Source organism: Curtobacterium sp. MCSS17_011 (assembly GCF_003224275.1).
Classification (GTDB): Bacteria; Actinomycetota; Actinomycetes; order Actinomycetales; family Microbacteriaceae; genus Curtobacterium.
Genome location: NZ_QKLE01000005.1, coordinates 208694 through 220747 on the forward strand (window position 1 = coordinate 208694; position 12054 = coordinate 220747).

Below are 12054 nucleotides of genomic sequence, written 5' to 3' on the forward strand. Positions count from 1 at the left end.
CGTGAGCAGGAACGGTCGAGTCCGTTTCCGGGACTCGACCGTTCCTGCTCACCGAGTCGCACGGAGGTGACGTGAACGCGGCGTACGAACGACGAAGGGCCCCGGTGGTGTCCACCGGGGCCCTTCTTCGTACTGTGCGCTCGAAGGGACTCGAACCCCCAACCTTCTGATCCGTAGTCAGATGCTCTATCCATTGAGCTACGAGCGCGTGGCCTTGCGGCCGTGGAAGACTCTACAACAGGTGCGGCCCGGGCGCCAATCGAGGCCGCTCGGCCCCTGCGCTCGGCGTGTCGCGAGCGGCTTCCGACGGCCGCTCCGTCACAGGGCCGCGGGCTCCTCGTCGAACACCTCGGCCAGGAACACCCGGAGCGCCTGCCACGATCGGCGGTCGGCGCGCTCCTGGTACTGCGCGCCGTGGTCCGGCGCGTCGGTGCCGGGCACCGCGAACGCGTGCATCGCGCCCGAGTACGTCACGACCTGCCAGTCGACGTCCGGCGCCGCCCGCATCTCGTCCTGCCACGCGTGCACGGCCTCGTCCGGGACGACGGGGTCGGCACCCCCGGCGAGCACGAGCAGCTTGGCCCGGATGTCGGCGGCGTCCGAGGGGTCGTGCGCGATGAGGCCGCCGTGGAACGCCACGGCACCGACCAGGTCGGCCCCGGTCCGTGCGAGTTCGAGTGCGGTCGAGCCGCCGAAGCAGTAGCCCATCACGACGACGCGGGCGGGGTCGACGTCCGGGTCGGCGAGCAGTCGCTCGAGTCCGGCGGTGGCGCGGGCCCGCAGCAGCGGCAGGTCCTGGTAGAACCCACCGGCGACCTGGGCCGCGGTGTCGTCGCCGGGGCGCACGCCGGCACCGTAGATGTCCGCGCCGAAGGCGACGTAGCCGAGCCGTGCGAGCATCGTCACCCGGGCCTCGACGTGCTCGTTCACGCCGTGCCAGTCGTGCACGACGAGGACGGCCGGACGACGGCCCGCGATCGCGGCGTCCTTCGCGAGCACGCCGAGCAGTTCGGTGCCCTCGTGGTCGTAGGAGACGTCGTCGACACGGATGTCGGCGCCGGCGGGTGCGGGAACGGTCTGCAGGACGTCGTCGGTGGTGTTCACGTCGCCCGACGCTACGCCGCCGATCGGGCTCAGGCCTCGATGTTGTCCCAGCCGTCCGGACCGACGGACCCGGCGGCGTACTCGTCGAGGGGCGCCCCGCCGACCTTCCACGCGTCGAGGAACGGTCCGACGACCTTCCAGCCCTGCACGGCGCTGTCGCCGCGGACCGAGAGCGTGGCGTCACCCTCGAGCACGCCGGCCAGCACCTCGCCGTAGGCACTGAGGCGCCCGGGGTTGAAGGTCACCTCGAGGCTCGTGTGGTCGATCGTGTACGGGTCACCGGCGCCGTTGACGTTGAGCTCGAGCTGCATCTCGTCCGGGGCGATCCAGATGCGCAGCCGGTCGGGCAGCTCGGTGCCGGTGAGCCCCTCGGGCACGTGCGGGGAGTCCTTGAACGTGATGACGATCTCGCGGCGCTGTGCGGCGAGCGCCTTGCCGGACCGCAGGGTGAACGGGACGCCGGCCCAGCGCCAGTTCGCGATCTCCAGGGTGAGCTGTGCGAGGGTCTCGGTGCCGAGCGACGGGTCCACGCCGTCCTCGTCGACGTACGACGGCAGCTGACGGTCGCCGACGGTGCCGGCGGTGTACCGGGCGCGTTTGCCCGCGGTGACGACGTCGCCGCCCCACGGTCGGACGGCGCGCAGCACGAGCTCCTTCTGGGTGCGCAGGTCGTCCGCCTTGATCGAGGCGGGGGCCTCCATCGCGACGACGGCCATCACCTGCAGCAGGTGGCTCTGGATCATGTCGGTGAGCGCACCGGCCTTGTCGTAGTAGCGCGCCCGGCCCTCGAGCCCGAGGGTCTCGTCGTAGACGATGTCGACCCGCTCGACGTGCTGCGACGACAGCAGCGGCTCGATGATGCGGTTGGCGAAGCGCAGTCCGAGCAGGTTGAGCACGGTGGAACGGCCGAGGAAGTGGTCGACCCGGTGGATGCGCTCCTCGGGGATGAACGAGTGCAGCAGGTCGTTGAGGTGCGAGGCGCTGTCGGCGTCGGTGCCGAACGGCTTCTCGAGCGCCAGACGGGTGCCGGCGGGCAGGTCGATGTGGGCGAGCTGCTCGCAGCTCTTCTCGGTGACCGCCGGCGGCAGTGCGAAGTAGATCGCCGGGTCGTGGTCGCACGCGGCGAGCAGTGCCCGCAGGTCGTCCGGGTCCGTGACGTCGGCCTTCCGGTAGGTGGAGGCATCGACCACGGCCTGCAGTCGTTCCGGCAGCGCCGTCTCACCGGAGGCGCCCTCGTCCTCCTCGTTCTTCGACGCCTGCGCGTTCTCGAAGGACTCGCGCACCTGCGCCTTCCAGTCGGCGTCGGACAGGTCCTCGACACCGGCGCCGACGAGCTGGACGTCCCAGTCGTCCTTCACCTGGAGCAGGGTGGCGAGGCCGGGCAGGAGCAGGCGCTTGGACAGGTCGCCGCTGGCTCCGAGGATGAGCAGGCTGGTCTGGAGGCTCGACATGCTGCAGACGGTACTCATCGGCCCCGGTGGATGACCGGGCCGCTACGGTGGTGTCAGTCCGGCGCGAGGGAGCACCATGAGCAGTGGGTACGAAGGGCGACGCCTCCGTGTCGCCGTGGTCGGGACGGGGATGATCGCCGGCGTCCACGCCCGGGCGGCCCGGGCCTCCGGCGCCGAGGTCCTCGGCGTCCTCGGCCGGAACGCCGCCCGCTCCGAGCAGGTGGCCGCGCAGCTCGACCTGCCCCGCGGATACGCCTCGCTCGACGAGGTCATCGCCGACGCCCCCGACGTCGTGCACATCTGCACCCCGAACGACCAGCACCACCCGCAGGCGCTCGCGGTGATCGCGGCTGGCATCAACGTGGTGTGCGAGAAGCCCCTGGCGATCGACCCTGCCCAGGCCGCCGAGCTCGTCGCCGCCGCTGCCGCTGCCGGTGTCGTGGCAACGGTGCCGTTCGTGTACCGGTACCACCCGATGGTCCGCGAGATCCGGGCGCGCATCGCCGACGGGGAGCTCGGCCGGCTGCTCGCGGTGCACGGCCACTACCTGCAGGACTGGATGCTCGACGAGGACGCCTCGAGCTGGCGGGTCGACCCGACCTCGAGCGGGCTGTCCCGCGCGTTCGCCGACATCGGGTCGCACTGGTGCGACCTGGTCGAGTTCGTGACGGGCGAGCGTTTCGCCTCGGTGTCCGCGGCGACCGACATCGTCTACCCGACCCGGCCGGCGGCATCCGGTCCGTCGTTCTCGGGTTCCCCCGATCCGGACCCGGTGGCCGACGCGGCCGAGCGCGCCGAGGTCACCACCGAGGACACCGCGGTCGCGACGTTCCGCACCGCCACGGGCCGCATCGGCAACGTCGTGATCTCGCAGGTCGCCTCGGGCCGCAAGAACCGCCTGTGGTTCGAGGTCGACGGCACCCGCGGCAGCGCGGCGTTCGACCAGGAGCAGCCCGAGTCCGCCTGGTTCGGCAACGAGCGCGGCGCACAGATCGTCGTCCGCGACCCGTCGCAGGGGTACCCCGACCAGCGCCGGCTGGCGATCGTTCCGGCCGGGCACCCGCAGGGGTACCTCGACGCCTTCGCGGCCTTCGTCGCCGACACGTACACGGCGGTGCGCACCGGCGTGGCACCGGACGGCCTGCCGACCTTCGCGGACGGGGCCCGGTCCGCCGACATCATCGAGGCCGTGATCGGCAGTGCCGCCGAGACGACCTGGCGGGAGATCCGGTGAAGCTCGGCATGCTGACCGCCTGCCTGCCCGGCTGGTCACTCGACCGGATCGCCGGGTTCGCGCAGCAGCAGGGCTACGAGCGGCTCGAGGTCGCCGTCTGGCCGGGCACCGGCGGCCGCGACTTCGAGGCGGCGCACCTGCCGGTCGCCACGTTCACCGACGAGGACGCCCTCGCCACCCGCGACCTGCTCGACCGCACGGGCCTCGAGATCTCCGCGCTCGCGTACTACGAGAACAACCTGCACCAGGACCCCCTCCGTCGTGCCGAGGTGCGGACCCACCTCAAGAAGGCGATCGACACCGCGCAGACGCTCGGCGTCCCGTACGTCGGCACCTTCATCGGGCGCGACACCACCAAGTCCGTCCGCGAGAACATGCGCGAGGGAGACCGGGTCCTGCCCGCGCTCGTCGACTACGCCGGCGAGCGCGGCGTGCGGCTGATCATCGAGAACTGCGTGATGGAGGGCTGGCACCCCGACGGGTACCCCGGCAACATCGCCTACTCCCCCGAGCTCTGGGGCTGGGTGACCGGCCTGGGCTTCGGCCTGAACTGGGACCCGTCGCACCTGACGTGGATCGGCATCGACCCGGTCGAGACGATCCTGCCGTTCGCCGAGCACATCGTGCACGCCCAGGCGAAGGACCTCGAGCTGTTCCCCGAGCGGCGCAACGCCTACGGCTTCTTCGGCAAGGTCGACAAGGGCGACGACCCGTGGGACATGGGGTGGTGGCGGTTCCGGGTGCCCGGCCGCGGAGTGGTGGACTGGCCGCACGTCGTCGACCGCCTCTACGAGGCGGGCTTCGACGGCACGCTGAGCGTCGAGCACGAGGACCCGCTCTGGGGCGGCACCGACGAGAAGGTGCTCGAGGGGCTGCGCATCGCGCACCGCACGCTGCGTCCGCTGATCGCGCAGGAGCCGTAGCCAGCAGCGGGCAGGAGCAGCACCGGCCCTGGCCGGGAGGCCCGGATCACGTGACCGACGTCGCGCACGTGATCCGGGCCTCCAGACCAGAGCCTGTGAACGGACCCGTGCGCGCCCGCGCACGCTGGTGCCATGAGCACGACCGTGAGCGACTTCGTCATCGACCGCATCAAGGCGTGGGGGGTCTCCCGCGTGTTCGGGTACCCCGGCGACGGGATCGGCGCCTTCGACGGCGCGCTCGGCAAGGCGGCGTCGACGGGTGACGGCCTGGAGTACGTCCGCCCCACGCACGAGGAGATCGCGGCGCTGATGGCGACCGCGCACGCCAAGTTCACCGGCGAGGTCGGGGTCTGCGTGGCGACGTCGAGTCCCGGTGCCTTCCACCTGCTGAACGGTCTGTACGACGCCCAGATGGACAACCAGCCGGTGGTGGCGATCGTCGGCCAGCAGGGGCTCGCCGCGATGGGCTCGTTCACGCAGCAGGAGTCGAACCTGGAGCGCGTCTTCGCCGACGTCGCCTGCTACGTGCAGACGGTGGCCACCCCGGAGGCCGTCGGGGTCGTCGTCGACACCGCGTTCCGCACGGCGTCGCTCCGCAAGCAGCCGGCCGTGGTGATCCTGCCGCACGACGTGCAGGCGATGTCCTACGACGCTCCGCCGCTGGAGCACTGGGCGTCACGGTCGAGTGACGTCCCCGCCTCGACGCGCATCACCCCGCCGGCCGACGAGGTGCAGCGGATGGCGGACATCATCAACGCCGGCTCGAGGGTGACCTTCCTGGTCGGCGCCGGAGCCCGCGGTGCGACGGCCCAGGTGCTCGCCGCCGCCGAGAAGGCCGGTGCGGGCATCATCACGGCGCTCCGCGGCAAGGACGTGATCCCGTCCGACGTGCCGTACCACTCGCAGCAGCTCGGGCTCCTCGGGTCGCTGCCGTCGCTGCACCAGATCCGGGACTGCGACACCCTCGTGCTCCTCGGCACGAACTACCCCTACGGCGAGTACATGCCGAAGACGGGACAGGCTCGGGGCATCCAGGTCGACATCAAGCCGGAGCAGCTCGGACTGCGCTACCCGACCGAGCTCAACCTGTGGGGTGACGTCGGGTCCACGCTCGACGCCGTGCTCCCGCTGCTCGAGCAGAAGTCCGACAAGTCGTTCCAGGAGACGGTCGTTCACGAGATGCGCGAGTGGGAGTCGGAGATGCGCGCGCAGTCCGAGGTCGAGTACTCCGACGGCGTCAACCCGCGCCGCGTGATCCAGGCGGTGAACGACCGGCTGCCCGACGGGGTCACGGTCACCGCGGACGCCGGCACCACCGCCGACTGGTACGGCCACCACATCCGGCTGCGCGAGGGCATGCGCGGCGACATGTCCGGCCGGCTCGCGACGATGCTCGCGGCCATGCCGTACGCGGTGACGGCGAAGTTCGCGTTCCCGGACCGTCCGGCGGTGTGCACGATCGGCGACGGGGCCTTCCAGATGCTCGGCATGAACGAGCTCATCACCGTGAAGAAGTACATGGCGGCCTGGCCGAACCAGCAGCTCGTCATCGTGGTCATGCACAACGACGACCTCGGCCAGGTGTCGTGGGAGATGCGCACCGAGGACGGCAACCCGATGTGGCGCGGCTCGCAGGACGTCGAGTCGATCGACTACGCCGGGTACGCGACGCTGCTCGGGTTCCAGGGCATCGCGGTGCACGAGGACTCCGAGGTCGAGGCGGCGGTCGAGCGGGCGTTCGCACACCAGGGGGTGACCCTCATCGATGCGTACGTCAGCCGCAGCGTCCCGCCGCTGCCCCCGCACATCACGAAGGAGTACGCGATCAACACGGCGAAGAGCCTGCTGAAGGGCGACCCGGTCGAGTTCGACGTCGTGAAGGACTCGGCCAAGGCGATGGCGACCGAGGTCACCGAGCGGGTGAAGGGCGCGCTCGGCCGCGACTGAACCGGGTCGGCGGTGCGAGGGGACGGCCGTGTGAACGTCGTATGACGAGTTGCGCGGGGGTCTGGCGAGTCGCCTGTGCGTCTTCGTAGGTTCGACGACGATGAACACTTCCCACACCGCCGGAACCGCCGGTGCGACGACCCGACGACGCCTCGGCGCCGGCGCGGCCCTCGCCACCGCCGGGGTCCTGGTCGCACTGTCCGTCCCGTCCACAGCCGTCGCCGCCGAGGGCGACACGACGATCGACATCATCGACGTCAACGACTTCCACGGTCGCATCGAGTCCGAGGGCACCGCCGCCGACAAGGCCGCCGGCGCCGCGAAGCTCGCCGGCGTCGTGCAGTCCTACCGCGAGGCCAACCCGAACACGATCTTCGCCAGCGTCGGCGACAACGTGGGTGCCTCGACCTTCACCTCGCTCATCCAGCAGGACTCCCCGACCATCGACGCCCTGAACGCCATGGACCTCGACGTCAGCGCGATCGGCAACCACGAGCTCGACAAGGGCCAGGACGACCTGACCGGCCGCATCGAGGACCGTGCCGACTGGCCCTACGTCTCGGCGAACATCGTCAAGGCCGGCACCACCGACCCCGCCTTCACCCCGTACTCCATCGTGGAGAAGGGCGGCGTCGAGGTCGGCTTCATCGGCGCCACCACCGAGGACCTCATCCCCGGGCTCGTCAGTCCCGGCGGGGTGAAGGGCCTCGCGATGGCCCCGATCGTCAGCCAGGTCAACCGGTACGCCGAGCAGCTCACCGACGGCAAGGACGACAACGGCGAGGCGGACGTGCTCGTCCTGCTCGTGCACGAGGGCGCGACCACGAGCGCGCTCGCCGACGCCACCGGCACCGGTGCCTTCGGCAAGATCACCTCCGGCGTCTCGTCGAAGGTCTCGGCCATCGTGTCGGCGCACACCCACGCGACGTACGACCACGACATCGCCGGCCCGGACGGCACGAAGCGTCCGGTGATCCAGGCCGGGTCCTACGGGGTGAACTTCGGGCACCTGCAGCTCACCGTGGACGCCGACAAGCAGCTCACCGGCATCACGTCCGAGGTCAAGCCGGTCAACACGGAGACCCGCGTGCCCGCCGACACCACCTCGGTCACCGAGGTGAGCGACATCGTGACCGCCGCGAAGACGGTCGCCGACGTCAAGGGCGGCGAGAAGCTCGGCGAGATCACGGGTGACCTGCGTCGCGCCGTGCAGTCCGACCGCAAGGCCGAGAACCGCGGTGGCGAGTCCGTCCTGGGCAACTCCATCGCCGAGGTCCAGCGCAGCGCCACCGAGCGGAACGGCTCGCAGGTCGCCTTCATGAACCCGGGCGGGCTCCGCACCGACATGGTCTACGCGTCCAGCGGCGCCGGCGACCCGGACGGCACCGTCACCTACAAGGAGGCCGCGCTCGTCCAGCCGTTCGCCAACACCCTGGTGACGAAGGACATGACCGGCCAGCAGATCAAGAACGCCCTCGAGCAGCAGTGGCAGCCGGACGGCCTCGAGCGTCCGTTCCTGAAGCTCGGCGTCTCGGACGGCTTCGCGTACACCTACGACCCGTCAAAGGGCCGCGGGGAGCGCATCACCGCGATGACCCTCGACGGCGAGGCGATCGCGCTGACCGACACCCTCAAGGTGACCGTCAACTCGTTCCTGTCGACCGGTGGCGACAACTTCGCCGCCTTCGCGACCGGCACGAACGTCGCCGACTCCGGCCAGGTCGACCTGCAGGCCCAGGTGGACTACTTCCTCGCCCACCCGGAGGTCACGCCCCCGCTCGACCAGCGCGCCGTCGGCGTCACCGTCACGCCGACCCCGGCCGGTGGGTTCCAGCCCGGTGACGAGATCGAGCTCGACCTGTCGTCGCTCGTGTTCAGCAGCGAGGACCCCGAGAAGGCCGGCACCGTCTCGGTCACCGCGGACGGCAAGGAGCTCGCGTCTGCCGCGATCGACCCGACCATCACGGACAAGAACGACGAGCAGGGTCACGCGAGCCTGACCGTCACGGTTCCCGAGGTCGAGGCGTCGGCTGCACCCTCCGCCGCCCGCACCGCCGGTTCCGTCTCGCTCGCCGCGGTGGCCGAGCCGGTCGCCACGAAGGACGCACCACTCGTCGTCACGCTGCCGGGTGGCCAGACCGTCACCCTCGCCGTGACGGTCCCGGTCGCCGCAGCGGTCGACCCTGCCGACCCCACGGACCCCACTGACCCCACTGACCCCACGGACCCCACTGACCCGGTCGACCCGACCCCGGGCACGGGCGGCGGGGTCACCCCCGGCCCCGGCACGGGTGACGACGCCGGCCTCGGTGGCGTCGGCGGGACCGACGACGACCCCCGCGCCGGTGGCGACCTCGCCTACACGGGTGCGGACCTGACCGCTCCGGCGATCGCGGCGGGCCTGCTCCTGCTCGCCGGGATCACAGCGCTCGTGGTCCTCCGCCGGAACCGCGCCCGACGTGCCGCGACGGTCCTGACGGACTGACGCGGAGCCTGCGGGCACACGCTGCGAACGGGCCGTCTCACCCTGGTGAGGCGGCCCGTTCGCAGCGGTCGGGAGGCCCGGACCACGTCCGGCGCGCACGTCGCGGGATCCGGGTGTCACGGTTGCTGTCCATCCCGGTCGAACGCTGCGGATCCGCGGATCTGCGGGGTACTCTCGGGGTTGTCGCTCCGCGACGCGTCGTGCCGGGTCGCTTTCAGCAAGTCGACGGTGGTTCCGTTCGGCGAGACTCCGCGACGCGGGCGTCCTCCGCCTCCAGGGAAACGGCGGAGGGCGCCCACTCCTCGAGTCAGCGACTCAGCTCATCGGAACAGCTGCTCGCCGATGTACGACCCCTTGCGGGGCGCCGGCGGCACCGCGAACACCGCGGACCCGATGTGCGAGACGTACTCGTTCAGCCGGTCCGAGGCGCCGAGCTTCCGCTGCAGCCGCGTGAAGTGGTCCGGGTCGTTCACGTAGGCGATGAAGAGCAGCCCGGCGTCGAGCTGACCGTACTCGTTGAGCCCGTCGGTGTAGTTGTACGGTCGGCGCAGGATCTTCACGCCGTCGTTCGCCTCGTGCGCGGCGAGGGCGATGTGCGATGTCGCGTCGATCTTCGTCGCACCGTCGTCGTCCTTCGCGTGGAAGTCCGGGGTGGTGTGTTCCTGTCCGCCGGAGAGTGGAGCGCCCTGGATCTTCGTCCGCCCGAACACCCGCTGCTGGTCGCTGACGACGTCGGCGTCCCAGGTCTCGATGTTCATCCGGATCTTCCGGACCACCTGGTAGCTGCCCCCGGCCATCCACCCGGCGTCGCGGTCGAGCCAGACGAACCGGTCGTGGTCCGCGTCGGTCGTGATGTTCCGGGTGCCGTCCTTGAACCCCATCAGGTTCCGGGGCGTGCTCTGGTCCGGCCCGGCCGAAGCCCGGCCGAAGCCGAGCACGGTCCAGCGGACGGTCGCGGTGCCGCGGGCCATCCGCGCCAGGTCGCGCACCGCGTGGTACGCCACCTGGGGGTCGTCGGCGCAGGCCTGCAGGGACAGGTCGCCGCCGGTCAGCCCCTGCTGCAGGTTGTCGCTCGGCAGCGTCGGGATGTCGGCGAGCGAGGCCGGACGGCGGTCGGCCAGCCCGAAGCGCTCGTCGAAGACGCCGGGGCCCAGGCCCACCGTGACGGTCAAGGACGCCGGCCCGAGGTCGAGCGCCTCGCCGGTGTCGGCACCCACCCCGTTGCCGTGCGTCGGCTCGACGCTGCCGACGGTCTTGCCGGCCTGCAGCTGGGCGATCGCGGCCGACCAGCGGGCGAGGAGCACCTGCAGCTCCGTCGTGACGGTCGTCGACAGGTCGAACGTCATGTAGACGCAGTACCGCTGCGGGGTGGTGCGGATCCCGCCCTGCGGCTGCCGTGCCGCGGTGGCGTAGAACGGCTGGCTCTGCGACAGGTCGATCGACTCGTCGCCGTTCGTCGCCGCCGTGAACGGGTTCACGCCGGTCGCCGCGGTGGCGCCGCCGATGCCGGCTGCCGCGCCGACCCCGGCACCGGCCACGGCCAGGCCGGCGCCGAACAGACCACGGCGGGAGACGTCCGCCCGCGGTGCCTCGTCCGCCCGGGGTGCCTCGTCCGGCTCGGTCACGCGGTGGCGACCTTCTCGGCCAGGCGGGACAGCGGGTCCTGCAGCGCCTGGATCTGCTGCGAGATCGTGTTCGCGTCGGACTTCTTCGTGGCGGCGTCCCACGTGGCGAAGCCGCCCAGGTCGTCGGCGTCGCGGTAGCCGTCCATCAGCGTGTTCGTGGCGTCGAACTGCTTCGCGATCTGCTTCGTCAGGGTCGGGTCGAGCTTGGTCAGCCCCGGCTTCAGGTACGCGAAGGCCTGGCGGGCACCCTCGACGTTGGCGGCGAGGTCGACGAGGTCGATGTGGCTGTACGCCTCTTCCTCGCCGGTGATCTTGTTCGACTGCACCTCTTCGAGCAGGCCGGCGGCGCCGTTCGCCAGGTCCTCCGGCTTGTAGTCCAGCGTCGGCACGAGCTTCGCGAGCAGCTGGACGTCCTCGGTCAGGTCCGCGGCGGTCTGCTTCGTCGAAGCCGTGATCTTCCCGGCCTGGAACAGGTCCTTCTCGACGGCGTGGAACCCGCTCCAGCCGACGGCGGGGTCGAGGTTCGAGGCGCGCATGTCGATCAGGTAGTCGAGGTTGCCGGCGTTGTCAGTGGCCGTGAAGCCCTTCTTGACGAAGCCGTCGACGTCGCTCTCGACGTGCTCGTAGAACGGACGGGCGTTCGCGTAGTCGGTCTTCGCCGCGTCGAGGTCGCCGGCGTCGATGTCCTGCTGCAGCTGCTGGACCGCGGCGACCATGTCGGTGACCTGACCGTCGACGTAGGTCGCGTAGCCCTTCGCCCCGTCGCGGAGCAGGGTCGAGGCGCTGCTGTTCGCGGTCGACGCGGCCTTGCCGGTGACGGTGAAGTCCGTCAGCTCGGTCTCGGCGCCGGGGCAGTACACCTGGTACTCCCCACCGGTCAGCGTGGCGGTGAAGCGGACGGCGTCGAGGCCGGGCGCCAGGTTCTCCTTCTCGCCGAGGATCCGCTGGTCCTGCAGCAGCTCGACCTCGGTGATCGCGGTCGACGACTCGTTCTTGACCGTGAAGGTGACGGGACCCGCGGGGACCTTCGTCGAGGACACCGCGCAGGCGTCCCGTCCGTCGTTGGTGAGCGTGATGGTGACGCGGGAGACCTTCGCGTCGGCGCCGGAGCCGCCGGCCTCGGCGGACCCGCCGGCGCACCCGGTGAGTGCGAGGGCGGTGACGGCGCCGAGGGCGCTCAGGGTGATCAGGGGTCGGACGGGCTTACCGAAGGACATGGTCGGTGCTCCTTGCAGGGTGCGCGGCCGGAGGGCCACGAGCGGGGACCTGTCTCTTATACACATCT

General features: G+C 71.1%; 8 protein-coding genes and 1 tRNA gene. 4 read left to right on the forward strand and 5 right to left on the reverse strand.

Annotated elements, in window-relative coordinates; all coding sequences use genetic code 11:
• Positions 1 to 135: 135 nt before the first annotated feature.
• The 3 genes from DEJ17_RS06095 to DEJ17_RS06105 form a co-directional block, all read right to left on the reverse strand.
• Positions 136 to 208: transfer RNA gene (locus tag DEJ17_RS06095), tRNA-Arg, on the reverse strand.
• Positions 209 to 318: 110 nt separating this feature from the next.
• Positions 319 to 1104 carry a dienelactone hydrolase family protein gene (locus DEJ17_RS06100; protein ID WP_110892524.1) on the reverse strand — a complete coding sequence of 262 codons (786 nt, stop codon included), beginning with the start codon at positions 1102 to 1104 and terminating at the stop codon, positions 319 to 321.
• A 29-nt stretch (positions 1105 to 1133) separates the two neighbouring features.
• Positions 1134 to 2555, reverse strand: a complete 1422-nt coding sequence (locus DEJ17_RS06105) for a glucose-6-phosphate dehydrogenase (protein WP_110892525.1) — start codon at positions 2553 to 2555, stop codon at positions 1134 to 1136.
• 76 nt (positions 2556 to 2631) lie between these two features.
• Between DEJ17_RS06105 and DEJ17_RS06110 the strand changes: the two genes are divergently transcribed.
• From DEJ17_RS06110 to DEJ17_RS06125, 4 genes are all read left to right on the forward strand, one after another.
• Positions 2632 to 3789, forward strand: a complete 1158-nt coding sequence (locus tag DEJ17_RS06110) for a Gfo/Idh/MocA family protein (protein WP_181421069.1) — start codon at positions 2632 to 2634, stop codon at positions 3787 to 3789.
• Positions 3786 to 4712 carry a sugar phosphate isomerase/epimerase gene (locus DEJ17_RS06115; RefSeq protein WP_110892527.1) on the forward strand — a complete coding sequence of 309 codons (927 nt, stop codon included), beginning with the start codon at positions 3786 to 3788 and terminating at the stop codon, positions 4710 to 4712. The genes DEJ17_RS06110 and DEJ17_RS06115 overlap by 4 nt, the downstream gene beginning before the upstream one ends.
• A gap of 132 nt (positions 4713 to 4844) precedes the next feature.
• Complete coding sequence (locus DEJ17_RS06120; RefSeq protein ID WP_110892528.1) at positions 4845 to 6659, forward strand: thiamine pyrophosphate-requiring protein; 1815 nt, start codon at positions 4845 to 4847, stop codon at positions 6657 to 6659.
• Positions 6660 to 6759: 100 nt separating this feature from the next.
• A complete protein-coding gene (locus tag DEJ17_RS06125; RefSeq protein WP_110892529.1) occupies positions 6760 to 9144 on the forward strand; it encodes a bifunctional UDP-sugar hydrolase/5'-nucleotidase in 2385 nt (794 codons plus the stop codon).
• Between the two features lie 320 nt (positions 9145 to 9464).
• On the opposite strand, the gene efeB is transcribed toward DEJ17_RS06125, so the two are convergent.
• A complete protein-coding gene (gene efeB / locus DEJ17_RS06130) occupies positions 9465 to 10769 on the reverse strand; it encodes an iron uptake transporter deferrochelatase/peroxidase subunit (protein WP_110892530.1) in 1305 nt (434 codons plus the stop codon).
• Positions 10766 to 11986 (reverse strand): iron uptake system protein EfeO, encoded by a 1221-nt coding sequence (gene efeO / locus DEJ17_RS06135; protein WP_110892531.1) that lies wholly within the window; start codon positions 11984 to 11986, stop codon positions 10766 to 10768. Before efeO ends, efeB begins: the two co-directional genes overlap by 4 nt.
• Between the last annotated feature and the right edge of the window lie 68 nt (positions 11987 to 12054).